This is a genomic window from Myxococcales bacterium (genome assembly GCA_016712525.1).
Lineage (GTDB): Bacteria > Myxococcota_A > Polyangia > Polyangiales > Polyangiaceae > JAAFHV01.
The window spans coordinates 437,591-461,671 of sequence record JADJQX010000007.1 but is presented as its reverse complement, the minus strand read 5'-3'; the positions used below and the strand labels follow the sequence as shown (position 1 = coordinate 461,671).

At 69.7% G+C, this 24,081-nt stretch carries 18 protein-coding genes and 2 pseudogenes; 10 read left to right on the top strand and 10 right to left on the bottom strand.

The window, feature by feature from the left end:
• Nucleotides 1-102: 102 nt before the first annotated feature.
• Both IPK71_19115 and IPK71_19110 read right to left on the bottom strand, forming a co-directional pair.
• Entirely contained in the window at nucleotides 103-2,487 is a 2,385-nt protein-coding gene (locus tag IPK71_19115) for a tetratricopeptide repeat protein (protein ID MBK8215845.1), read from the bottom strand.
• Complete coding sequence (locus tag IPK71_19110; protein MBK8215844.1) at nucleotides 2,488-3,273, bottom strand: hypothetical protein; 786 nt, start codon at nucleotides 3,271-3,273, stop codon at nucleotides 2,488-2,490.
• A 772-nt stretch (nucleotides 3,274-4,045) separates the two neighbouring features.
• On the opposite strand from IPK71_19110, the gene IPK71_19105 reads away from it, so the two are divergent.
• The 6 genes and pseudogenes from IPK71_19105 to IPK71_19080 all read left to right on the top strand — a co-directional run bounded on the left by IPK71_19105 (nucleotide 4,046) and on the right by IPK71_19080 (nucleotide 8,305).
• Nucleotides 4,046-4,651 carry an RNA polymerase sigma factor gene (locus IPK71_19105; protein ID MBK8215843.1) on the top strand — a complete coding sequence of 202 codons (606 nt, stop codon included), beginning with the start codon at nucleotides 4,046-4,048 and terminating at the stop codon, nucleotides 4,649-4,651.
• Between the two features lie 41 nt (nucleotides 4,652-4,692).
• A pseudogene (locus IPK71_19100) lies at nucleotides 4,693-4,803 on the top strand (zf-HC2 domain-containing protein).
• A 594-nt stretch (nucleotides 4,804-5,397) separates the two neighbouring features.
• Nucleotides 5,398-5,482: pseudogene (locus IPK71_19095) on the top strand (OmpA family protein).
• 17 nt (nucleotides 5,483-5,499) lie between these two features.
• On the top strand, nucleotides 5,500-5,964 hold the full coding sequence (locus IPK71_19090; GenBank protein ID MBK8215842.1) for a hypothetical protein: 465 nt from the start codon (nucleotides 5,500-5,502) through the stop codon (nucleotides 5,962-5,964).
• Between the two features lie 11 nt (nucleotides 5,965-5,975).
• Nucleotides 5,976-6,512: a hypothetical protein gene (locus tag IPK71_19085; GenBank protein ID MBK8215841.1), complete on the top strand. Its 537-nt coding sequence runs from the start codon at nucleotides 5,976-5,978 to the stop codon at nucleotides 6,510-6,512.
• A 53-nt stretch (nucleotides 6,513-6,565) separates the two neighbouring features.
• Nucleotides 6,566-8,305, top strand: a complete 1,740-nt coding sequence (locus IPK71_19080) for a hypothetical protein (protein MBK8215840.1) — start codon at nucleotides 6,566-6,568, stop codon at nucleotides 8,303-8,305.
• Nucleotides 8,306-8,399: 94 nt separating this feature from the next.
• Here the strand turns inward: IPK71_19080 and IPK71_19075 are convergent, their stop codons facing one another.
• Nucleotides 8,400-11,375 carry a glycosyltransferase family 39 protein gene (locus tag IPK71_19075; protein MBK8215839.1) on the bottom strand — a complete coding sequence of 992 codons (2,976 nt, stop codon included), beginning with the start codon at nucleotides 11,373-11,375 and terminating at the stop codon, nucleotides 8,400-8,402.
• Between the two features lie 163 nt (nucleotides 11,376-11,538).
• Between IPK71_19075 and era the strand changes: the two genes are divergently transcribed.
• The 3 genes from era to IPK71_19060 all read left to right on the top strand — a co-directional run bounded on the left by era (nucleotide 11,539) and on the right by IPK71_19060 (nucleotide 14,953).
• Nucleotides 11,539-12,558 (top strand): GTPase Era, encoded by a 1,020-nt coding sequence (era, locus tag IPK71_19070; GenBank protein MBK8215838.1) that lies wholly within the window; start codon nucleotides 11,539-11,541, stop codon nucleotides 12,556-12,558.
• Nucleotides 12,555-14,099 (top strand): ribosome biogenesis GTPase Der, encoded by a 1,545-nt coding sequence (der, locus tag IPK71_19065; protein ID MBK8215837.1) that lies wholly within the window; start codon nucleotides 12,555-12,557, stop codon nucleotides 14,097-14,099. The genes era and der overlap by 4 nt, the downstream gene beginning before the upstream one ends.
• A gap of 92 nt (nucleotides 14,100-14,191) precedes the next feature.
• Nucleotides 14,192-14,953: a hypothetical protein gene (locus tag IPK71_19060; GenBank protein MBK8215836.1), complete on the top strand. Its 762-nt coding sequence runs from the start codon at nucleotides 14,192-14,194 to the stop codon at nucleotides 14,951-14,953.
• Nucleotides 14,954-15,010: 57 nt separating this feature from the next.
• Here IPK71_19060 and IPK71_19055 read toward each other — a convergent pair whose 3' ends face one another.
• From IPK71_19055 to IPK71_19025, 7 genes are all read right to left on the bottom strand, one after another.
• The gene (locus tag IPK71_19055; protein ID MBK8215835.1) at nucleotides 15,011-15,976 is read right to left on the bottom strand and encodes a sel1 repeat family protein; all 966 of its coding nucleotides are present in this window, start codon (nucleotides 15,974-15,976) and stop codon (nucleotides 15,011-15,013) included.
• A 266-nt stretch (nucleotides 15,977-16,242) separates the two neighbouring features.
• Nucleotides 16,243-17,400: an ArsA family ATPase gene (locus IPK71_19050; protein ID MBK8215834.1), complete on the bottom strand. Its 1,158-nt coding sequence runs from the start codon at nucleotides 17,398-17,400 to the stop codon at nucleotides 16,243-16,245.
• A gap of 55 nt (nucleotides 17,401-17,455) precedes the next feature.
• On the bottom strand, nucleotides 17,456-18,940 hold the full coding sequence (gene dnaB, locus IPK71_19045) for a replicative DNA helicase (protein MBK8215833.1): 1,485 nt from the start codon (nucleotides 18,938-18,940) through the stop codon (nucleotides 17,456-17,458).
• Nucleotides 18,941-19,092: 152 nt separating this feature from the next.
• The gene (locus IPK71_19040) at nucleotides 19,093-19,551 is read right to left on the bottom strand and encodes a 50S ribosomal protein L9 (GenBank protein ID MBK8215832.1); all 459 of its coding nucleotides are present in this window, start codon (nucleotides 19,549-19,551) and stop codon (nucleotides 19,093-19,095) included.
• A gap of 13 nt (nucleotides 19,552-19,564) precedes the next feature.
• The gene (locus IPK71_19035; protein ID MBK8215831.1) at nucleotides 19,565-19,846 is read right to left on the bottom strand and encodes a 30S ribosomal protein S18; all 282 of its coding nucleotides are present in this window, start codon (nucleotides 19,844-19,846) and stop codon (nucleotides 19,565-19,567) included.
• Between the two features lie 67 nt (nucleotides 19,847-19,913).
• Nucleotides 19,914-20,441: a 30S ribosomal protein S6 gene (gene rpsF, locus IPK71_19030; GenBank protein ID MBK8215830.1), complete on the bottom strand. Its 528-nt coding sequence runs from the start codon at nucleotides 20,439-20,441 to the stop codon at nucleotides 19,914-19,916.
• Nucleotides 20,442-20,649: 208 nt separating this feature from the next.
• Nucleotides 20,650-21,777 carry an NAD-binding protein gene (locus IPK71_19025; GenBank protein ID MBK8215829.1) on the bottom strand — a complete coding sequence of 376 codons (1,128 nt, stop codon included), beginning with the start codon at nucleotides 21,775-21,777 and terminating at the stop codon, nucleotides 20,650-20,652.
• Between the two features lie 156 nt (nucleotides 21,778-21,933).
• Here IPK71_19025 and IPK71_19020 point away from each other — a divergent pair, with 156 nt between their 5' ends.
• The gene (locus IPK71_19020) at nucleotides 21,934-24,069 is read left to right on the top strand and encodes a putative metal-binding motif-containing protein (protein MBK8215828.1); all 2,136 of its coding nucleotides are present in this window, start codon (nucleotides 21,934-21,936) and stop codon (nucleotides 24,067-24,069) included.
• The last annotated feature ends 12 nt before the right edge of the window (nucleotides 24,070-24,081 follow it).

Below are 24,081 nucleotides of genomic sequence, written 5' to 3'. Positions count from 1 at the left end.
CCACGTCCGAAACTTGAGAAGCGTTGGCGGACGGTCCCGCCGTGCTCGAATCGACCTCGGTTCGGCCGCGTGCGCGGTCTCGGCCGAGGCCGGTCGAGCGCCTCACTTCAGAGGCTTGCCCTGGGCGTCGCCCGAGTCGTCGAGGACCTCGCGGAGCTCCTCTTCGAGCAAGGTCTCCTGCTTGGCGCGCTCGGTCTGGAGCGTATGTACGCGGTCGAGCTCCTCTTCGCGGACCTCCCACGCCTGCTCGGTGATGCCCACGTCGGCGCGGAGGACGACGTTGCGAAGCTTGTCGCGGACGATCTCGAAGTTCCGTTTGGCTACGAGCCCGACGAGGTCCTGCGCCTCCGTGTCGAGCGTCGCGAGCTGGACGTTGTACCCGTTGATCTTGGTGCGCTCGGCCTCGATCTTTTCTTTGAGCACACCGACGCGCGCCGCCACCTGAGACTCGAGGGCCGCGAACGCCGCGGTCAGCCGGTCCTCGGTCGCCCTCGCCTGCGCGAGCACCGGCGTGATTTGCGCCGCGAACTGCGCCGCCGAGCCACCCGCTTGGCCCTGGGCCGCGAGGCGAACCTCTCGGTCGAGGGCGTCACGGAACTGCTGCCGCGCGAGGGCGTCGTTCTGGTAACGCGCGTCGCCGAGGCCCACTTGGAGACGCCCCGCCTCGAGCATGCGCCGGAGCTCGGCGATCTCGTCCCGCCGCTTCTTGAGCTCGCGCTCGTTCGCCTCGAGCTCGTCCGCGAAGCGTTTGGCCGTGGCCGGATCGCGGGTCACCCCTCGCTGCGCGTCCTCACGGAGCACGCGGCGGAGGCCGTTCACCGTGGCCTGGAGGTAGTCGACCTCGACGCCGCGGCGCGTGAGCTCTTGCGAGAGCTTGTTCCACTGCCGCTGGCCGTCGTAGTCGCGCTCGGCGAACTCGCCGGACGTGGTCGGCAGCGCGCCGATCATGCCCATGAGCTGGCGACGGGCCGCGCGGGCCTCGCCGATCTCCCCGCCGAGCGACGAAGGCTCCTGCGAGTCGAGCTCCTTCGCGAGCGCGAGGCGCGCACGCGAGAGGCGGTTCAGGAGCCCGAGGGCCTGCTCCTCGCCCGCCGCGATCTCGGGGAACGCGCGGACGCGGTTCGAGGCGCCGAGGATCGCGAGCAGCTTGTCGATGAGCACGTACGACTGCCGAATCAGCGTCTTGCACTGGTTCACGTCGTCGATCACGCGGAACGCCGCCGGGCCGTCCTCGGCCTCGCGCGCCCAACGCACGGCGATCGGAGGGAGCTCGTCGTTCTGGTCGAGCACGTCGAGCTGCTGCGCCGCGAGGCGCTCGTAGAACTTGCGCGGATCCTTGGTACCGTCGAGGAACGCCTCGACCTTGGCCCGCATCGGCTCGAACTGGTCACGCACGCTCTGGTAGAGCTCGAGCGACTTGTCGAACGAGCCGGCGCGGAGCAGGAGATCGGCCCGAAGCAGCGTGCCGTCACCGACGAGCGGGGAGCCCGGGTCGGACACCTGAAGAACCTCGAGCGCACGCTCGGCGCGCTGCACGTCGCCGAGGCGCACGTACACCCACGCGAGCTCGTAGAGCATCGTGTCGAACTCGGGCGACCCGCGACCGACCTTGGCGTACGCCTCGCTCGCCTGCTGGTAGTTCTCCATCTCGTAGAAAAGGCGCCCGATCGCCATCCACGAGAGGTCGATCACGTGACGGTGCTCGTCCGAGTCGGGGGGCAGCTCGGCGACCTGCCGAAACGCGTCGATGGCCGCTTTGTAGCTCTTCTGCGGGGCGCGCGCCGTGGGAGAGGCCGGCGCCGGCGTGGGCGCGGTCTTCATGGCCACGAGGCCGAGGAAATAGCGGGCTTGGTGCGCGTACGCGTTTCCGACACCGACGGACTGGAGCGCCTGGGTGGCGTTCGCATAGTCCTTCTTGGCGTAATACGCCTTCCCTTTGGCGTAGAGGAGCGCCGCGTCGACCTGAGCCGGCGGGACCATGTTCAGCTTCGAGAACACCTCGTCCAGGCCAGCGATGTCGTTCGTTCGGAGCGACACGTCGACGAGGCGAGCGAGCGCCTTGCCGAAGTAGGGCTGGAACCGACCTTCGCTCCCCCGCGCGACGATCGCGCGGTAGTCGCGGCGCGCGGAGAGGTACTCCTTGGCTGCGTAGAACGTCTCACCGCGGAGCCAGAGCGCGTCCGGGAACGAGGGGGTGTCGGGGTACTCCTCGAGGACCTCGCCGAACACGACGGTTGCCCGCGCGTAGTCTTTCGAGCGGAACAAGAGCTCGCCGTTCGCGAGACGTTGCTCCGGAGAGAGCTTCTGGGCCTTCGAGCGCTCGACGGCCGCTTGCACGCTCCCGGCCTCTTGATCGACGGTGGCGACCTCGGTCTGGGCCGTCCGTACCGCCGCGCTGTCGGCACGCGCTACGCCGGCAAAGCCCACCACGGCGGGGAGCAGGAGCGCCCCGAGCCGTGTGTGGTGCCGCAGCCTTCGGGGGCTCACTTACTTGCCTCCGCCGATGGAGACCGAGCCGCTGACACCACCCGAGCCGCTCGGTGCGCCGGGTTTGCCCGCGCCGGAGGCCGGAGCGGCGCCGAGCGCCTGGATCTTCTCGTTCCACTCGAACTGCGGGCGCTGCTCGAGGGGCGTCGTGACGCCCCCTTTCTCGAGCGCGGTGCCCGTCACGACGATGGACTTGCCCTCGACCACGGTGAACGAGTGCGCGTTGCGCACGTCGAACTTGTAGCCACGGAGGTAGGTGAAGACGCCGTACCCGTTGCCCTGGAACTGGAGCACGGCCTGCACCATGTGGTCGCCCGGGGGCATCGAGCCGCTGAAGAGAGGGATCTCTTTCTGGTCGGCGAGCACGCCGGTCTCGTCCTGGCGGTTGTACTGGACGGCGCCGTCGATGATGAACGCCGCCTTGATGAGGCGGAAGGCGCTCGACATCTCGTTGCGGAAGATGATCTCGGCGCGCGATCCGGCCGCGCCGCCCGTGAGGATGGTGTCGGAGAGGAGCGAGAGACGCGTGTGGCTCCGGCGAATCTGGTCCTTGAGCTCGTCCACGCGGGCCTCGAGATCGCGGAGGCGAACCGAGTACGTGGCGCCGTCGGCCTGCGCCGGGATCGGAACGGCGGGCGCACCTGCCGCGGGAGCCGCCGCGGAGGACGACGCGCTCGGAGCGGCGCTCGCCGCGGGGGCCGCGGAGGCGGAGGGGGACGCACTGGCGGACGCCGCGGCCTTCGCGACGGGCTTCGCGGGCGCCTTGGGCTGGGCAAACGCGGTCACCGAAACTCCGACGGCCATGAAGAAAGCCAGCCCAATCGCTTGACGTCGCATCGCGTGCTCCCCTTGCGCTCCGGCCCTCGAGGCCGGAACAAACGTTGCTGAAAAAAGTGTGTCGTGAAGTGCGTGACGTTCGAGGCCTCGCCGCCTCGACCCGGCCACCGGGAGCCGAGGCCCCGAGGGCGCCGCCGCTTTGCGCTGCGAAGAGAGCTCTCCGTAGAGCGATCCGACGACGGAGCGGAGTCTAGTCGGGGCGCAAGCTCCAAGGCAACCGAGGAAACGTTCGGATTCTGCAGAGCGGGTGCTCGCTTGCCCTGGCTCGCACTCGGACGCCGCGGAGCCTGCCCACGTTGACCTACAGTCACCCACTCGACTAAGCTCGCGTGCGCCGAGGGGGACTCGGCCGGCGGCGCCCGTGGTTCTTGAGAGAAAACGTGACCCCTTTGCTATGGTGCTCAGCGGTGTGCGCCGGGCGGTTGGCTCGGGCCCGCCGTCGCGGTAGGTCTCGGACGAGGCAGTGTCGTGGGCTCGCGCTCTTCGCAGGCGGTCCCCCGTCGGGCCTTACGCCAAGGCGCGACCGCACGAGCGGGGTCGAATGCCCGCCCGTCAACGACCGCACGGGCCATCTGGGAGCTCGAAGAACTTTGTCAGCCCTCACGCGTCTCCTCCCCCAAGGAAATGAATCTCTGGGTGTCCGGCAGCGCCGAACGCGCTCCGCTCTCGCGCCTCGGCGAGGGTGGGCGCATGGGGCCCTCTCCTCGAGGGGAGACCTTCCGTGACGGCTCCGGCCGAAAGCGACGAGGCCCTCGTCGCGCGGTTCCAGCGAGGCGAGCGCGCGGCCTTCGCGACGCTCGTCCGTCGGCACCAAGGGGCCCTCTACCACTTCGCGTTCCGGCAGCTCCGCAACGGGCCCGCCGCGGAGGACGTCGTTCAGGAGACCTTCGTCCGTGTGGTGCAGAACGTGGCCGATTTCAAGAACGAGGCCCGCTTCACGACCTGGGTCTACACGATCACGCGGAACCTCTGCATCGACCAGCTCCGCAAGCGGGCGCACCGGAAGCACCCTTCTCTCGACGAGCCGCGGGGCGACGAAGGCGACGGGCGCACCCTGGGGGAGCTCGTGGCGGACAAAAAGTCGGACACGGAGCGCTCGGCGGGAAGCTCCGAAATGAAGGAGCACATCGCCCGCGCCGTGGCGAAGCTCCCGGACGATCAGCGCGAGGTGTTCCTGATGCGCGAGGTCGCGAACCTCCCCTTCAAGGAGATCGCCGAGATCACGGGAGTGCCGGAAAATACCGTAAAGAGCCGCATGAGGTACGCCCTCGAGCGGCTCCAAGAGGCCCTCGGGGCCTACGAGGACTATGCCCGTGCGCTCCGATGAGGTCGTGCGCACACTGACGGAAACGACGCGAAGGCCCCGACATGGATTGCGAGAAGTTCGATAGCCTGATCCTCGACGAGCTCTACGGTGAGCTCGACGAGGTGACGAGCGCCGCCATGAAGCGGCACGCAGCGGGCTGCTCGGCGTGCGCCGAGAAGCTCGGGGGCCTGCGGGGCACGCGCGAGGCTTTGGCGCTCGAGCCCCCCGATTTTCCGCCCGGGCTCGAAGAGCGTATTCTCTCGGCCACCGAAGAGGCCTCGAAGGTCGTCCCCATTTCGCGAGGGAGGCTCTCGCGCTTGGTGTCGGCCGCAGGGACATGGGCGATGCGCCCGCAGACCGCGATGGCCGCCCTCTTCCTTTTGATGATCGGGTCGAGCGCGGTGCTCCTCCGCACCCGCCAGCCGAAGGAGAGCATCTCCCTCACCGTCACCCAAGAGGGTGCCCCCTCGCCCGCCGCCGCGGCGCCGAACGAAGATCGCGAGTTCGATAGCAAGGGCGCGGCGAACGCCCATGGGCCGGCCGGAGCCGTCGCGCAGGCCACTCCCGTCGCCGCCGCGACCGAGGCCCCGCATGGTCCGGTCGCCCGTACGCTCCTCCCGACCGCCCCGGCCGACGAGCCGAATTCGCCCCTCGGGCTCCTCGCCCAAGGAGGGCGCGCCAAGGAGTCGGAGGCCAAGGAAAAGAAGCTCGACAACGGCCTCGGCGGCATGGGCTACTCCGGCGGCGGGGGAGCTTCTCCTCCTCCTCCGGCCGCGGCTCCGGCAGCCGCACCTGCCGCCCCCGGCCAGGCTGCCAAGGCCTCGTCCGAGAGCCGCGACGACGCCCTCACCGACCCGTTCCAGGCCGGAATGAGCTTCTACCAAGCGCGTCGCTACGTCGAGGCCACACCCAAGCTCGACCAGGCCGCCGCGTCGGGTCACCCGGCCGCAGCCCTCTGGGCCGCGCGCTCGGTGCGCGAAGGGCAAGGTTGTGCGCCGGCGATCCCTCGCTTCAACGCGGTGGCGAACAAGGGCGGCGCGACGGGGCACGATGCCATGTTCGACGCGGCCAAGTGCTACGAGGCTCTCGGCGACCGCGAGGCCGCTCGCTCCCGCTACACGACGCTGCTCACCGTGCCCGCCTACGCGTCACGCGCGCGCTCGGCGCTCGAATCGGGCAGCGAGATGGCGTCGCGAAAGGCCGAGGCGCGCCCCGCGAGCACGACCCAGCCTCCCGCCGCAGGCCCACCCGTCGGGGGCGCGCGCGCCGCTCCGGGCAAAGAGGCCGCTCCCAAGCCAGCCCCCGCCGCGGTCGACAAGGGCGCCGCGTACTGACGCTCGCGCCCATGCTCCTCCTCACGCCAGACGACGAACGCGCCGTGGCGGCGACCGAGGCGCTGCGAAGCGGGCTCGCCGAGTCCCACGCCGAGGGCCTGTCGACGACCGAGCGCACGAACCTCGCGGCCGCGATCGGGCGCGTCCTCGCGGAATGCGGCGCGACCCCCACCCTCGCCGCGACCCTCCTCGACGACGAGGCGTTGCGCGCGGCCCTCTGCGAGACCTACGTGCGCGCCCGCGAGGATCTTCGCGCCGAGGTCGACGCCTCGCGGTGGGAGGTCCCTGGCTGCGCGGTGCGCCTCGGGCACGATCGGTTCGCCGTGTGCGCGACCCCCCCACACGAGGACGACGCGGCCGTGGCCTGGGCGGACCGTACGGCCGCCGGTCTCGTCAAGCTCGGGGCCCGCGTCGTCGTCGTGTCGGGGAGCGGCGCCCCGCGCAAGCACCTCGAAGACGCGCTCGCTCTCCTCGGGGCGCGCGTCGAGCCCGAAGCGAGCGCCGAGCCGCCGAGCCCCTCGCGCTTCCGGTTCCCGTGGGCGCGGTGAGCCGAGCGAAGCCGTTTGCTCGACGGGAAATCTTCGGTACGTTGCGGCGAATCATGCGCCGCCCCTCGCCGAAAAGGCTCACGTCGAGCCCCTTCGTGACCCTCGCGCTGTCGGCGTGCGCGTCGACCGCATCGCCCGAAGGGATGACCGTCGACACTCGCTTCGTGGCCCCGAAGGGCCTCCTCGACACCGTGACCAAGGTCACGATCGACGTGTACGACGCGAGCGCCGAGGTGACGTGCGATCCCGCGAAGGGCACGACCACCGCCAAGCCCGAGACCCCCAAGGTCACCTCCAAGGAGCTCTCGCGGACGGGGTGCGCGCCGGGCGTCGCGTACTGCGGCGACCTCCGCGTCACCCAGGGCGATGCGGATCGCCACTTCGTCGCGCTCGCGACCGACGGCACAGGGGAGCTCATCGCGCGGGGTTGCGCGACGACCAAGGTAACGACGGACTCCGTCCCTCTCGAGATCAAGCTCGTCCGCGCGATCGCGCCGTCCACGTGTGGGAACGGCGCGATCGAGGGGCTCGAGCAGTGCGAGACGCCGAACGCGAACGGGTGCAGCGCCACGTGCACCACCGTCGAGGCGCACCTCTCCGCGGGGGTCACGGCGGCCGCCACACGAACGGGCGCTGCCGGCGAGAAGACCGACGTCGCCGCCCTCTGGCGCGAAGGGCCCGCGGGGCGGTTTTTCGGATTCTTTTCGGACACTTCTGGTCCATCGCCGGATGTGGGAGTGAGGGTCCTCGACGCGTCGTTCGCCAACGTGACGTCCCCCGCGGTCGCGGCCTCGGGGTTCGTATTTCTGCCGAACGGCTCGGCCCCGGCGGCCCCGGCACCGCGGCCCCAGTCGGCCCCCCGCGCGACGACGCTCGGGCGGTCCGTGTGGACGACCTTCCAGGTCGACTCGGCCACTCCCGAAAACGGCCTCGACGTCGCCGTGAGATCGTTCGACGAGACCACGCTCGCCCCGGGAGAGGCGACCCCCGTCGTGGTGAACGGCGCGTCGGGTGAGGCGGGCGCGCAGAAGCTCCCCGCCATCGCCGCGGGCGAGAACGGGAAGCTCTTCGTCACGTGGCAGGACGAGAGCGGAGGACCGGGGAGCGGGCGTGTCTTCGGCAGGATCCTCACCCCGCCGAGCACGCTCGGAAATCAACAAGAGCTATCGACCGGCACGGCCAACGCCCGGCCCCGCGTGGCAGCGACCCCGGGCGGTTTCGTCATCGTGTGGGAGAGCGGGGGCGACATCAAGCTGCGCGTCGTCAGCCTCGACGGCACCCCGGCGGGCGGCGAGCTCGTCGTCAACGAGAAGACCGCAGGCGTTCAAGAGCGCCCCGACATCGCCGCCCTCCCCGACGGACGTTTCGCCGTCGTGTGGGGGGACCGTGCGTCGGGCACGTCCGACATCGTGATGCAGCGCTACACCGCGCAGGTGGGCCGCGTCCCCGGCGATCAGGCGAGCCCCCTCAACGACCTCGTCAAGGACGGCGACCAGACGAGCCCCGCCATCGCCGCGACGGCTCAAAAAGCCGGGGTGTTCCTCGTCGCGTGGGCCGACGTCCCGCGAGGCGACGTGCGCGCGCGCTTCGCCCGGACAGGGGGCGGGTACCCGTTCAACACCGTCGACGGCTCCGACAGCGAGTTCGCCGTGGGCACGGCGCCCGGCCGAAAGCGCGCGGCTCCCTCGGTCGCGATCGGAGGAAAAGATCCGCTCGCCGCCATCGTGTGGGAGGACCGCGCCACGCCGACTCCCGGCATCTACGGTCGGCGCATCCCGGTCCCCGCGAAGTAGTCGGCGCTTCGCGCCACGCCTCGTGAAGAGCGCGCGCGGAACGACGCGGCACGAGCGCCCCCCCGCGACCGCAGCTACCGGCGACGAAACCCGGCTACTGCACCGCGAGCGTGCCGGCGACGATGCGGTTGTCCCCGTCGTGGGGGCCGCTCTTCACCTTGAGGCGCGTCTCGCCCGAGTAGAGCCCGAAGTAGATGGTGTAGGAGCCCTGCGTGAAATTCGGCTCCAGCTTGAACTGGTGATCGTCGACGACCACGTCGTCGCGGTTCCACATGGAGAGCGGGTACTTGCCCTCGCAGAGCTTGTGGTCGCCGTTGTGCCGGCGCCGGTAGCCGTCGATGTGGATGAACCCTTCCCACTCGGTCGTCATCGGGGCGAGCACGCGGATGTACGTCTTGATGTGGTACGTCCGGCCCGGGCCGACCGCCTCGACGAGGCGACCGCGATCGTCGGTGATGTCGATGCCGATCACCTGGAGCTTGTCCTCGAGGTTCACGTCGAGCGGCCGCTGCGGCTTCGGCGGCGCCGTGAGAAGGATTTTGTCGAGCGGGTTCTCGCTCACCTCGCCCGGGAGGAGCTCCGAGGCGACGAGGTTGATCTGGCTCGAGCGCCCGTCGAGCACGGGGAGGTTCGTGCGCCGCGCGGCGCGATAGAGCTGGTTCAGTCGAGCGAGCTGATCGGAGCGCACCGAGACGAACCGGCGCTGGCCCTGGGGAGCGCCCATGAGCCACGCGTACGCGGTAGGCGGATCGGCGAGCAGCGTGGGTTGCCCACCGGCGTAGTAGGCCGCCGTACGCCCACCTACACCGAGGAGCGCGAGCGGCTCGTCGCCCTTCTTGAACTTGCGGTAGCTCTCGAAGACCTCTTTGGGCGAGAGCTGGTTGGCGAGGGTCGGGTAATACTCGACCGAGAGCACGAGCCCCGTGAACGCGGCGAACGCCACCAAAAATGCGGCGCGGCTCCCGCGCAAGAGATCGCCCACGATCCCGAGACCGAGGAACGCGAGGACCCCGGAGGGGACGGCGAGCGCGACCGCGACGAGGGGACGAAACCCGGCCTTCTGGAGCACGACGAACGCGACGACCGGGATTTGAAGGAACAGGAGCGGGACGAGGAGCCCGAAGGACGTGGCCGAGACGGCCTCGTCTTCGGTGGCGGACGAGCCGAACGCCACACGCGCGAACGCGAGATGCCCGGCCGTCTTCTTCGCGCCGCCGCGTAGCGCCGCGACGAGCGACTCGAACGGCTCGAAGCCACGGCCGAGGCGGAGCTTCTCGTCGCTCGGCCCCCCGAAGGCCCAGAGCCACACGTCGCACCAGAAGAGGAGCCCGAAGACGAGCGCCGGCGGGCCGAGGGCCGCCTTCCACCACGCGCCGACGGCGATCTCGCGCATCTGGAGCGGGACCTGCGTGAGCCATTTCGCGTGGCTGCGGGTGCCGAACCACACGGCGAGCCCCGAGAGCGACGTGCCCGCCACGATGGCGAAGTACGCGAGGACGAGGAAGCCATCCCACGCGTCACGAATGGCGCGCAGAACGCCGAGGTAGGTGCGCGGATCGAACGGCTTTCGCTTCGGGTCCTTCTCGACCCAGGTGAGGAACGCGATGCCGGCGAAGCCCATGAGCACGACGTTCCACAAGGAGAGGGACTTCTCCTTGAACGACTCGGGGAAGGTGACCGCCTGCGAGATCCCGTAGGCCTGGAAGGCCTTGTCGGGGAGGTTGTGAAAGTCGTGGTGGAAGAGGCCGAGGAGCACCATGGTGCCGACGCCCACGGCGATCGACGGGTGGGCGCCGCGCTCGAAATCGCGGAGGGCGATGCCCACGGCGGCGGCGAGCAGCGCCGGCCCCGAGTACGCGATGAGATCGGTGCGCGACGCGAGGACGCCGTGGGCCACGAGAGAAGCGGACGCCCCGATGACGACGGCCATGCGCGCGGCGCTCTCGCGCGAGATCGACGTCTCGCTGCGGTCCGCTCCCTTCGGAGCGGCGAAGAGCCGACCCATGGCGAACGGGATGAACCCGCTCCACGGCGCGAGCGCGTGGGAGAGATGTCCGACGATGAAGTCGAACGTGGGATATTTCGTGGGGGGGTGCATCGTCGCACCGACCCAGGGGCTCATGTCCGTCGGCAACGGGTCGGCCGTGAAGGCTCCGTAGAACTTCCACGTGGCAGCGGCGCACACGGCGAGGGACAAACCTCCGACGGCGTGCGTGAGGGTGTCGAGCTTGCGCTCCGAGCCCACGAGCACGGCCCACGCACACGCGATCGACGCCGTAGGAACGACGACGCCGATGAGGAGGCCGCGGCTGTAGAACCCGCCGACGAGGCCGAGCGCGGCGACCCCGAGCCACGCGAGCCGCGGGCCCATGTCCGGGCTGCCGTCGTCTTTCGTGCCGAACGCCGCGACCGCCAAGCCACCGAACGCCATGGCGAGGCTCGCCATGGTGGTCACGTCGCCGAGCATCGTGCGTGCCTGGACGAAGTAGAGCGGCATCGTGAGGAGCGCGAGCGCCGAGAACACACCCGCGCGGCGATCGACGAGGCGCGCGACGAAGCCGTACGTGACGACCGCGCCGACGAGGCCCGTGAGCGCGAGCGGGAGGCGCCCTGCCCACTCTTGGAGGCCGAAGAACGAGAACCCGAGCGCGATGAGCGTGAACGGGAGCTGGGGCTTTCCGAGGTCGTTGAGGTGAGGGAGGGAGTTGTCGGCGCCCTCGAGCGCGAGCGACTTGGCGCCGTGGAGCTTCAGGGCGATGCGGCGCGCGAGATCCGCGACGTTGAGCTCGTACGGATCCCAGATGCCGGCCTTGGTGAGCGGCGGCAGCAGGAACAACAAGAGGAGGCCCGCGACGACGACCACCGCGAGGGGAACGAACGGCGAGCGCGCATCCGGGACGGCCGCGAGCACCGGGGAAGCGCTCTCGTCGGGGGCCTTCGCGCTCTCCTCGCGGTCGTTCGCGGGTCGACCGGCATCGTCTCCGGTGGCCGCTCGAGGCTCGTCGGCGCTCGCGTCGGAGGGAATGACGTCGGTTTCGGCGGGGGTCTGGGTGGCTTCGTCGGCTGCCATGAAAGCTCGTTCGGAAGGGCGCACGGCGAGGCTCGCCCGGGCATTCGGCCCGAGGACGGACGGCCCTCGCCACACGTCGCGTGGGTCATACCGAGACCAAAGGCCCGAAGCAACCGCGGTCTTCGTCGGATTTTCCCGCGCGGGCGTGCTAAGGGCGACCGCCATGGCCGAGCCGACCGCCGGAAAACGCGGCACCCCGACCCCGAAACGCCAGAAACCACCCGAGCGACGCGCCGGGACGGTGGCGCTCGTCGGCCGCCCCAACGTGGGCAAGAGCACCCTCATGAACGCGCTCCTCGGGGAGCGGCTCACGATCACGAGCGGGAAACCTCAGACCACCCGCGACCGAATCGCTGGCATTTTGACCAACGATATCGAGCAGTTCATCTTCCTCGACACCCCCGGTATCCACGCGGCGCGGACGAAGCTCGGCGCCCACATGAACGCCCTCGCCGAAGAGTCGGCGCGCGAGGCGGACGTGGTCGTCTTCGTGTGCGAGCTCACCCAGCCGCCGAAGACCGAGGTCGCTCGGGAGGACCGCGCCATCTTGGCGAAGATCCCCGAGGGCAAGAAGGTCGTCTTGGTGCTGAACAAGGTCGACCGCATCAAGGAGAAGGCGGCGCTCTTCCCGGTGCTCGAGGCCTACGGAAAGCTCCGCGATTTCGAGGCCATCGTTCCCCTCTCGGCGCGCAAGGCCGACGGGGCGAGCCGCGTCCTCGGCGAGGTCGGGAAGCTCTTGCCGGTGGGCGACCACCCCTACCCCGACGACGAGATCTCCGACAAACCCGTCCGCTTTTTCGTGGCCGAGTACGTGCGCGAGCAGGTGCTCAAGTACACGAGGGACGAGGTCCCCCATGGGGTGGCCGTCGAGGTCGAGTCGTTCGAGGAGGGCCTGCGGGTCCCCCGGATCCAGGTCGTCCTCCACGTCGACAAGGACTCGCACAAGGCGATCGTCCTCGGCGAAAAGGGCAGCCTGATGAAGGAGATCGGCAAGGGTGCGCGCGCGCGCGTCGAGGCGCTGATCGGGCGTCAGGTGCACCTCGCCGTGCACGTCCGAACCACCCCCGGCTGGTACGAGAGCGATCAACGGCTCATGGAGCTCGGGTACGCCCGGACCTCGGCCGAAGGCCGGAAAAAGACTCCGAAGCCTGCCAAGAGCAAGGCGAAGGGCGAACCACGATGACCAAACACTACAGCCCCCGCATCCGCCGCGGCGTCCCTGGCGGCACCTCCGGCCTCCCGATCGTCGCGGTCGTCGGCCGCCCCAACGTCGGCAAGTCGACGCTCTTCAACCGTCTCGCGCGAAAGAAGCTCGCGATCGTGCACGACGAGCCCGGCGTCACGCGCGATCGTCACTACGCCGACACCCACGCGTTCGGGCGCGAGTACACGCTCGTCGACACCGGCGGGTTCGACCCCGAGGACGACGATCCCATGCGCGCGGGCATCGCTCGGCACGTCAAGTCGGCGATCGAAGAGGCGGACGTCATCGTGTTCGTGACCGACGGGACGCTCCCCCTCACGGCCGCCGACAAGGCCGCGGTCGCCCTCCTCCGCCGCGCGAAGAAGCCCGTGTTCTACGCCGCCAACAAGGCCGACTCCCCGACGATCGACGCCGAAGCGTACGAGCTCTACGGGCTCGGCGTGAAGAAGGTGTACCCGGTGAGCGCGCTCCACGGCCGCGGCCTCGCCGAGCTCGAGGGAGACTTCGTCGCCGCGTTCCCGCCCGAGGCTCCCGCCGCCGAGGCCGACTCGCTCACCCGCATCTCGCTCATCGGCAGGCCGAACGCCGGCAAATCGAGCCTGATGAACCGCCTGCTCGGCGAAGAGCGCATGATGGTCGACTCGCGCCCGGGCACGACGCGCGACGCGATCGACGCCGTCGTCACGCGCGGCGAAGAGACGTTCGTCTTCGTCGACACGGCGGGCATCCGCAAGAAGGGCCGGGTCACCAAGGCCGAGGACGCCGTCGAGTCGATGAGCGTCGTGTCGTCGATCCGGAGCATCGAGCGCTCGAGCGTCGTCGTGCTTTTGTGCGACGCGAACGAGGGCGTCGCCGAACAAGACGCGAAGATCCTCGGCCTCGCCGAGGACCGCGGGCGGGCCATGATCATCGCGCTCAACAAGTGCGATCTCCTCGACCGCGAGGAGAAGAAGCGCGCCGTCTTGCTCGCGCGCGAGAAGATCTCGTTCGCCCCGTTCGTGCCCGTCGTCGAGATCTCGGCCAAGACCGGGCGCGGCGTGAACGAGCTCTTCGAGGCCGTGTCGACCGTGAGCGCCGGCTACTACCGCCGCGTCGGGACGGGCGAGCTCAATCGGTTCTTCGCCGAGGTGCTCGAGTCGCGCCCGCCGCCCACGCAAGGCGGCAAGGCACCGCGCCTCTACTACATCACCCAGGCCGACGTGGCCCCGCCGACGTTCGTCATCATCTCGAGCGCGCCCGAGGCGGTGCACTTCTCCTACCGCCGCTTCGTCGTGAACCAGCTCCGAAAGAAGTTCGGCTTCGACGGCGTGCCCATCCGCATCTTCTACAAAGAGAAGCGTCGGGGCCGAAAGAAAGAGGGCCCCTCGCACGACGCCGACGAGGCCGTCGAGACCGAGGCGCTCGAGTCGACGCCCTCGGTCGACACGGCGGCCACCGAGGCTCCACCCAAGGCGCGCGCGCAGGCGAGGCCTCGCCCCAAAAAGACGACCCGCCCGATGCGCATCCGCGACAAACGCTGAGCCACGGCCCGTGCCACGTGGCACACCGGCCGCGTGCATCTCGAGCAAAATCGATGACTTAGACGTGGCGCGCGCCTTGCTCATGGGAAGGCATGCGCCACTCCCTCCGCTCCGTGCTCCCGGTCACGATCGCCCTCGCCTTGCCGCTCGTGTCGATGGCCTGTGGAGGCCGTGTCGACATCGACGTCCCCGACGGCGGGCCCATCCCGACGACGACGCCGACCCCGACCACGTCGGGCACGGTGCCGCCACCCAGCACGAGCACGCCTCCCTTCCCGGGTGAGCCGCCGGTCCCGCCGCCGTCTCCGACTACGCCGCCCGTGCCGACGCCGGAGTGCAACCCGGCCGATTGCGCGCTCCCCAACACCGAAGCGACCACGTGCCGCGGCGGGGTGTGCACGCCCGCGGTCTGCACGAGCGGCTTCGCCGACTGCGACGGAAACCCGAGCAACGGGTGCGAGCTCGGCCTGGGTGGTCTTTTCCCCGACACCGACGGAGACGGCTTCGGCGACGGAACGAAGCCGCTCATGACGTGCCCGGTAGCGGGCGTCGACTACGTGAAAAACGGGGACGACTGCTACGACCAGAACTACTACGCGCGCCCCGGTCAGACCGGCTTCTTCGTGCCCGACCGCGGCGACGGGAGCTTCGACTACGACTGCGACGGCCAAGAGCAGCTCCGCGCCTCGGCCACCCACGACGAGGTCTGCATCTGCAGCGACTTCGGCTGCAGCATCGACGAGGGTTGGATTGGCCCCGTGCCGACGTGCGCGGCCACCGGCACCTGGGGTCGCGCTCCGGGCGGCTTCTCGTGCACGGCCATCCCGGAGCGGCGCGCTCAGGCCTGCCGCTGAGCCTCGCGGCGAGCGCGCGCCGAGACCGTTGCCCACAGGCTCGCGGCAGCGGTGCTCCTACCGCGTGCTCCTCGGGGGAGACTTGGCCTTCGAGCGCATGGTCTCGAGCTCGTCGCAGACGCGGTGGAGCCCGAGGGTGCAGGCCTTTTCCCAGAACGGCACCGCCCTCGCGTGGTCGGCGGTCTCTTCGTAGCTCTTGCCGAGGTGGAAGCAGCCGTCTCCCCACCCGGCGTCGCAAGCCTTCTCCAGGAGCCCGCGACGCTTTGCGAGCTCGGCCCGCTTGCTCGCCGCCGACTGCCCGTCGGAGAACGTGACGGACCGAAAGGCGAGCCACTCGCATGCGGGGCCGACGCGGGAACGACAGGCCCTCTCGAGGAGCGGCTCGAGGTCCTTTTCCTCGTCGGCTCCCTTCACGGTCAACGCTCCGACCTCTTGGATGTACTCGCCCTGGACCAACGTCGCCAGCATGTGGCAGGCGACGCCGCGACCACGCTCGCATGCGGCACGAAGCGGCGGCTCGAGCTCGCGCTGGACCTGCTCGATGGCCCGCGCGCAGGTCGCCTCGCACCCCTCTTTGCACGAGCGGCCTGCGCAACACGAGACGCTCGATCCCGTGATGGCGTGCTCGCGCGCTTGTGCAAGATCGAACGCGCCGAAGCTAAGCTCGCAGGTCGCACCGCGCTCGAAATAGGCGAAGGCCGCGAGGGGGTCGCGCTTTACACCGTCGCCGGAGGCGTAGGCGAGACCGAGGAGCACACACGCGGCGCGCTCCGTGGCACGTGAGCCCTCCGTCGCTGCGTCGCACGCCGCCTCGAGCGCGGCGTTGGCGCCGGGCGAGCCTGCGGGCTCCTCGCTCCAACGGACGAGCGCCGCGTGAAATGGGGACGGCTTGGACAGGATCGCCGTCGGTGCCTTGCACCTGACGTCGGCGTCCGTGGTGACGAGCGGGAGCCTGCCGTCCGGGCCGCTCGACGCGGCGCTGCGGGCGCTCGGCGCGCCGACGGGAGGGTTCGACCTGATCACGGGATTCCGGGTCGCGCCGCACGCTGCGCAGGAAAAAAGCGGCGCGAGGAGCGCCGACAGCAGGCGAAGGGTGCTATGTCGCGGATGCATTCGCGCCCATGGACCGCCCGAGCGCTGGAGAAGTTCCTGGTGGGCGCGATTTGCATCCGAGGAGCCGTAGGGCGGCCCGGCGGATCGTCGCGCACGGGCACGCCGGAGAGGAAGAGAGACCGCTCGAGATCGGGCGGGCGGACGTCGGTCCGGCGCCACCTCGAAGCGCGTGCCCTTCAGAGATCTCCGCCGCGCATGAGGACGTCGCCGAGATCGGCGAGCATGCGGACGTCGTGGACGTCGGTGGCGCGCTCGGCGACACGCACGACGGGGACGCCGCTCGTCGCTTGGGCCGTGATGGCCTCGACGTTGCGCGCGTCGAGGGCCGACATGCGGGTCGCGTCGCCGTGGGCCTCGGAGAGCCGATCTGCCGCGCCGTCGTCGAGCGTGAGGCCGTATTTGGAGATGCCCGCGGCCGCGTCTTCGGCTGTGACGGCGCCCGAAAAGGCCGGCGCTCGCCGCATGCGGTTCACGACGAACGCGCCACGAGGCATGTTCGCTTCGGCGAGGCGATCGGCGAAGTAGAGGACCTCTTTGATGCTCGGAGGCGAAGGCGACGTGACGAGCACGAACGCGACGTCGGGCGAACGGAGCGTCTTTTCGACGTGGCGCGCGCGCTCCTTGAAGCCCCCGAAAAGCTCGTTGATCTCGGAGATGAACTCGGCCATCGCCTCGAGCAGACCACCGCCCGTAAGCTTGCCGATCCCCTTCAGGACCGCCGACGCGCCCTTCGCGAGGATGTTGAGCGAAAACTTCCCGCTCGACTCGAACGCCTCTTGGAACCACTTCATGGCCGCGCTGTCGAGCATGCCGATGAGGCGCTCGGGGGCGTCGAGGAAGTCGAGGGCGTTGGCCGTGGGCGGGGTGTCGAGCACCACGAGGTCCCAGCGTGGGTCCTGTCGCACCTCCACGAGCTTCTCCATGGCCATGTACTCTTGGGTCCCCGCGAGGGACTCGGAGACGTACCGATAGAGCTTGTTGCCGAGCACACGATCGGCCTTCTCGCGCGACGACGCATGTTTCACGATGAGGTCGTCGAAGGTGCGCTTCGTGTCGAGCATCGCCGCCGTGAGCGACCCCGAGACCACGACGCCGGCGTCCGCGAAGATCTTCTCGTCGACACGAACGGCCTCGGAGCCCATCTCGGCGAGCCCGAGGGACTGCGCGAGGCGCCTCGCCGGGTCGATGGTGAGGCAGAGCACGTTCCTGCCCTCACGCGCCGCCGCGAGCGCGAGCGCCGCCGCCGTGGTGGTCTTCCCGACCCCTCCCGCCCCCACCGTGACGAGGACGCGTCGCTCGCGGACGAGCTCGGACAGCGGCACTTTTGCGACCATACCTTCTCCCGGTTACCACGTTTTCGGCAGCGCCCGCGGCCGAAAGGGCTACGGCTCAGCCGGCCTCGAAGTCTTCCTGGAATTCGCCCGGCGCGAGGTTGTCGAACCGCGTGTACTCCTTGTCGAAGCGCACCTTGACCGTGCCGGTGGGCCCGTTGCGCTGCTTCGCTACGATGAGCTCGGCCACGTTGGGCTCCTCGCTCGCTTCCTTCGTGTAGTAGTCGTCGCGGTAGATGAAGAGGATGTTGTCGGCGTCCTGCTCGATGGCGCCCGACTCACGGAGGTCCGAGATCATCGGCCGCTTCGACTTCTCGCTGCGCGTCTCGACGGCACGATTGAGCTGCGAGAGCGCGATGACGGGCACCTTGAGCTCCTTCGCGAGCCCCTTCAAACCACGCGAAATCTCTGAGATTTCTTGCTCGCGGGACTGTGCGCCGTCGCGCCCCTTCATGAGCTGGAGGTAGTCGACGATGACGAGCCCGATGCGGTGGGTGAGGTTGCCCGCCTCGTCGGTCCGGTTGAACTCGGCCTGGAGCCTCCTCACCTTCGAGCGAAGCTCCAGGATCCCGAGCGAAGGCGAGTCGTCGATCCAGATGGGGCATTTGCCGAGGAAGCCCGCCGACTGCGTGAGCTTCTGCCAGTCTTCCTGGCTCAAATAGCCCTTCCTCATCTTGCTGACGTCGACCCGCCCCTCGGAGCAGACCATACGATTGGCGAGCTGCTCGCGGGGCATTTCGAGCGAGAACACGACGCACCCGACGCCTGGCTCCTCCCACCGCTGGTTCGGGTCGTTCGCGAGCTCGCGGCCCTTCGGCGCGGCGACGTTGACGGCGATGTTGAGGACGAAGCTGGTCTTTCCCATGCCGGGGCGCGCGGCCACGATGGTGAGGTCGCCGTCGTGGAGGCCGGACGTGAGCGCGTCGAGTCGGTCGAAGCCCGTCGGGACGCCGATGATGCGATCGCCTCGCTTCATCGCCTCCGTGAGCTGCTTGAACGACTTCTTCATGACGTCGAGCAGCTTCTCGGTCTGCGACGTCTGGCTGACGCGGGCGATGTTGTAGACGGCCTGCTCGGCGTTATCGATGAACGACTGGGCCTCGCCGTAGTCGAGGTAGGCCTGCGCCGACACCTTCTGGCACGCGAGGATGAGCGCCCGAATCCTGAACTTTTCGAAGATCACCTGCGCGTACGCGGTGACGTTCGCGACCGCCGGAGCGCTGTTCAAGATCTCGGTCAGGTAGCCCATGCCGCCGACCTGCTCGATGCGCCCACGGCCCTTCAGCCACGAGCCCACGGTCACCACGTCGACCGGCTGCCCCACGGCGCGGAGCTCGAGGGCGGCCTCGTAGATGCGCCGGTGGGCCTCGGAGTAGAAGTGGTCGGCCTTGAGGAACTCCTGGACGCGGTCCATGGCCCCGCCGTCGATGAGGATCGCCGAGAGCACCGCGGCCTCCGAGTCGAGGTCGTGCGGCGGGACGATGCCCTCGATGGTGGGCGGCGTCTCGACCTCTTTCTTCTTGAACCCGAAGCTTCGTTCCACGGACGTATCCTCGAAAATGGGCGAACGCCCCAGTACCACCAGGGTACCGGGGCGCTCTCGTCACGAGAAGCCCGAGCCGCTCGATTCGCAGGAGCTGCGAGATTCGAGGGGCGCGCGCCCGGGCTCGTTGGCCCGGGACACGCGCGAGGGTCTCACTTCTTGACGACCTCGACCTTGAGGGTCGCGCCGATGTCGCCGAGGAGCTTGACCGGGACCTCGTGGGTCCCGAGCGACTTGAGCGCGTCGGCGAGGTGCATCTTCTTGCGGTCGAAGTCCGCGAGGCCGGCAGCGCGAACGGCCGCCTCGATGTCCTTCGCCGAGACCGACCCGAAGAGGCGGTCGTCCTCGCCCACGGGGCGAGCGATCTTGACCGTGAGCGCGCCGATCTTGGCGGCGAGCTCTTTCGCCTCTTTGCGGGCCTTTTCGGCCTTCGCGAGGGCGACGGCCTTGTCGTGGTTGAGGCGGTTCACCTGCGCGGCGGTCGCCGGGACGGCGAGCTGACGCGGGAGGAGGTAGTTCCGGGCGAAGCCGGGGCGGACCTTCACGAGGTCGCCGGACGTGCCGACTTTCGCGACGTCGCTCTGGAGAATGACCTGAATGGTGGCGGCCATGGGAAGCGTCCTTTCAGCCCGAAACGGTGAAGGGCAGGAGCGCGATGTTGCGCGCGCGCTTGATGGCGAGCGCGACCTTGCGCTGGTGGAGTGCGCAGTTGCCGCTGATGCGGCGCGGGGTGACCTTGCCTCGCTCGGACACGAAGTACTTGAGCGCTTGCGGGTCTTTGTAGTCGATCGTGGCGGCCTTGTCCGAGCAGAACTTGCAGACGCGCTTCTTGCCACCGCGGCGGCGGCCGGGGGCGTCGGCGTTGAGGTCCGGGGTACGGCCAAAGTCTTTGTCGTCATCCATCATGGCGAAATCTTCCAGTTCCGACCGCGTCGAGCGGTCACGGGGTCAAAAGTCTCGAGGGCGGGAGGGCTCAGTTGGCCTCTTCCTCGTCCTTCTTGGGGGCGTCGGCCTCGGCCATCTCGTCGTCGAAGTCGTCCTCGCCGCGGGGCTCGCGGCGCGGGGCGTCGTGCGACTCGATGAGTCCGAGCGCGCGCTCACGCGACTCTTTCTCCTCTTCCTCGGCCGGGAGCTCGAGGCGAGCGAACTTGATCTCCTCGGGGTCCACGGCGATGGCGCCGGCGTCGACGTCCGACGCGAGGAGGACCGTCTGGTACTTGAGGACGGCGTCCTGGAGCTTCAGGTTGCGCTCGATCTCTTGCACGAGGCCGCCCTTGCCCACGTACTTCACGTAGACGTAGACGCCCTTCGAGTGCTTCTTCACGGGGTAGGCGAGCTTGCGGCGGCCCCAAGCCTCGACCTTGACGAGCTTGCCCGCGTCACGCGAGATGACCTCGGAGATGCGGCCCTGGACCTTGTCGGCCGTGTCGGCGTCGACGTCGGGGCGGAGGACGTAGATGGTCTCGTATTCTTTCGACTTCAGCGTTTGTGCGGTGGCCACTATGGAATCTCCTCGTGGAATCCCCGTTCGGCCTCGGGAGGCCCGGGGGTAGCCCGCGGACGAGCCGCGAGCAAGGGGAGCGGGGCAATAGCACGTGCCACGTAGAAAGAAAGCCGAAAACGCCCTAACGAGGCCTTTCCGCGTAGAGCCTCCCTCATACCCGGGATCGCCCCGAGCATGGACCTAACCACTTGTATCTCCAAGGCTTTTAGGCTGATACGGCGAACACGGGGCGCCCCGAGGCCGGTTCCGGGGCGTCGACGACCCCCACCTCGCGGAACACCCCGGCTCGCACGAGCGACTCGAGCGCCGTCCGCGACGACGACACGACCACGCACGAAAAGGGCGCGCGTTCGAGCAGCTCGGCGGCTTCGTCGTGGAACACGCGGCACACGATCTTCACCCTCGGAGCGACGTCGCGGATGCGGTCGAGGAGCACGAGGTTCTTCCCGAGGTCGTCGTCCGCGACGAGGACGAGGTCGGCCGAGGGGACCCCGAGCGCCGAGAGCTCCTCGTGCGACTCGGTAGGGTCGGCCAGAGTGCACGGGATGCGAGCGTGCGCGAGGGCAGCGGCCACCTTCACGCCGACCGAGGTCGCGCCGAGCACGACGACCTTCTTGGCGCGGCACGCCTTCGCGTGGCCGAGCACGACCTCGGCCGCGACCTTCGACGTCGAGACCACTCGCGCGCGGTACGCCTTCGAGAGCACGCTCGCGACGTCGTCGTCCGAGCAGCGGACCACGAGCTCGCACGTGGGGGAGAGGGCGCGAACGTGGCGCGCCGCGACCGCTACGTCCTCGAGATCGTCGGCCGTGAGGAGGACGACCTTGGCGTGCGCGACGGACGCCGCCTCCAGCGCGGAGCGAGTGCGCCCCTCCCCTCGCACGACCGCGTGGCCCTCGCGCACGAGCGCGGAGCAGCGCTCGGCATCCGGGTCGACGACGACCACGCTCGCGCCGTTCGCGACCATCCGGTCGACGGCGCGGCGGCCTAGGTTCGAGAGACCCACGACGACCACGTGGTCTCGGGCCTCTCCGGCGAGCGCGCGGCTCGTCTCCTCGGGCCGGTAGCGGCGCGTGACGTTGGTCACCACCGTCGACACGACGAGCCCGAACACGACGAGCTGCGTGAAGGTTTGGTACGTCCCGACGAGGCCACCGTCGCCCTTGACGAGGCACGTCGCGACGGCGAGCGCACGCCCCGGGCGAAGCCCGACGATCTCGACGAGGACGCCGAAGGCCAACGCCACCCAGACGACGACGAACACGAGGGCGGCGCGGTTCTGTCGAACGGCGAGGCGCGCGCGCATCCAACCGAGCTTCGTGGCTTGCGACATGCCCATCACGTGGGCACGGTCGAGCTCCGAGAGAACCCCCTCGGTGCACACCTTTCGCCCTCTTTTCTCCGTCGTCACGGCACGGACACACACGGCGGTGGCACGCGCGGCGCGGGGCCTCGAGCGCACATTCCACGACATGCTAGGCTCCTCCGCGTGCGGAAGCATCGTTCGGCCCCTCTCGTGCTCTCGTTCGGCGCGGCTGCGCTCTTCGCGGCGTGTGGCCCCTCCCCCGTCGTCGACGTCACGGTGCGCTTCGACGGTGGCGACGCGAGCGAGGCTGGACCCATGGCCGACGCGGGCCCGGACGGCCCCTCCGACGATCCGACCCTCGGCGGCCCTTGCACCGACGCGCGCCAGTGCGACGACGGAATCCCGTGCACCTTCGACACGTGCGACGCCACGCTCGCGCGATGCCGCAACACCCCGGACGATACGCAGTGCGCGGATCCCGTCCACTGCAACGGGCGCGAGAGGTGCGTGCCGAGGCTCGGGTGCCGCCCAGGTGAGCCCGTCACGTGCCAAGACGGGAGCTCGTGCACCGTCGACCTGTGCGTCGAGGCCGAGAAGACCTGCGTGAGGCGCACGCGCGACGTCGACGGGGACGGCGAGGCCGACGATCACTGCGAGGGCGGCAACGACTGCGACGACACCGACCCGCTCGTCGGCGCGACGAAGACCGAGATCTGCGGAAACGGCAAGGACGACAACTGCAACCGGAGGGTGGACGAGGAGCCGTGCGCTTCCCCGCGCGACGACACCTGCGCGACGGCGCGCACCCTCGTCGCGCCCACCCGCGCGTCCCTCACGACGGTCGCCGCCAAACGCGATTTCTCGCCTCCGTGCAGCGTCGGGAGCCCCCAAGCCGCCCGCGACGTCGTCGTGCGCGTCGACGTGCCCGGGCAACCGGGGGACCCTCCCAAGGATCTCGAGGTGTGGGCCACGTCGCCGACGACCGACACCGCGGTCGCCATCCTCTCCGCGTGCGTGCCGTCGGGCGGGGCTCTCGCGTGTGGCCACACGACGAAGAGCTCCGAGGCCCGAGCGCGCGCCCGGAGCGTCGCACCGGGCACGTACTTCGTCGTGGTCACGACCCAGGCCGAGACGACGGTCGAGCTCGCGGTCGACCTCTTGCCCCCGACCTCGCCCCCCACGAACGAAGCCTGCGGACAGCCCGCCCTCGTCGCCACCGACACGCCCTTCACCGTGTCGCTCGTCGACGCAAAAAAGGACCTGACGACGGCGTGCGCGAGCGAGATCGGAGAGCTCACCTACACCTTCACACTCACCGAGCCGAAGGACGTCCGCGTCGTCACCACCCGCACACGCGGCACGGGAAGCGTGGTCACGTCGTTCCGCGGTCCGACATGCACGGACGAGGCCCGCTGCCGCACCGGAGGGACGCCGCCGCTGCTCGCGCGGAGCCTCCCCGCCGGCCCCCACGTGGTGGCCATCTCGGGCACCGCGGCCCTCGACGCGACCGTCCTCCTGCAGACGTTGCCGCCGTCGTCGCCCCCCGCGAACGGCTCGTGTGTCGCGCCACCGCCCATCGCCCCGAACACGACCGTGGTCCAGGACCTCGGCGGGTACGACGAGATCCCTAGCGGCTGTCTCCCTGGCGCGCCCACCGCCGCCTACACTCTCACCCTCACCCAGCCGAGCGACGTGCTCCTCGTGGGGCGGTTCCCTCCGAGCGACAACGGCGCCGTGTCTCTCAACCAAGGCCTCTGCACCAAGGCGGAGGAGCTCGCCTGCCAGAGCGGCACCACACCTGCGCGTGTCGCGCGGCGCAACGTCCCCGCGGGCACCTACCGCGCCCTCGTGCACGACGACCGAGGCGAGATCGTGTCCCTCGGCGCGTTCGTCCGCCCCACCGTCGCGCCCGTCACGGTCACGGCCGACGGGTGCGCCGACGTCGCCACGATCCCGTTCGAGGGAGGCTTCTTCACCGGCGACACGACGACCCGCGGCGCCGACTTCGCCGCGAGCTGCGACTCGGTGGGCGGCGCGACGCCGAACGGCGCGAACGACCAGCTCATGAAGCTCGAGCTCCCTCTCCGGCGCCGCGTGCTGCTCGACACGCAGGGCTCGAGCTTCCCCACGATCCTGAACGTACGCACGGGCGCCACGTGCCCGGGCCTCGAGATCCCCGACGCGTGTTACGTCGGCTTTCGGGCGCAGCGCTCCTTCCTCGACCTCACCCTCGACCCGGGCACCTACTGGGTGCAGATCGACGGCCACGCCGGGGCCGTGGGCGCGTGGAACCTCGACGTACGCATCCTTCCCCCGTAGCGGAGTCCTGGG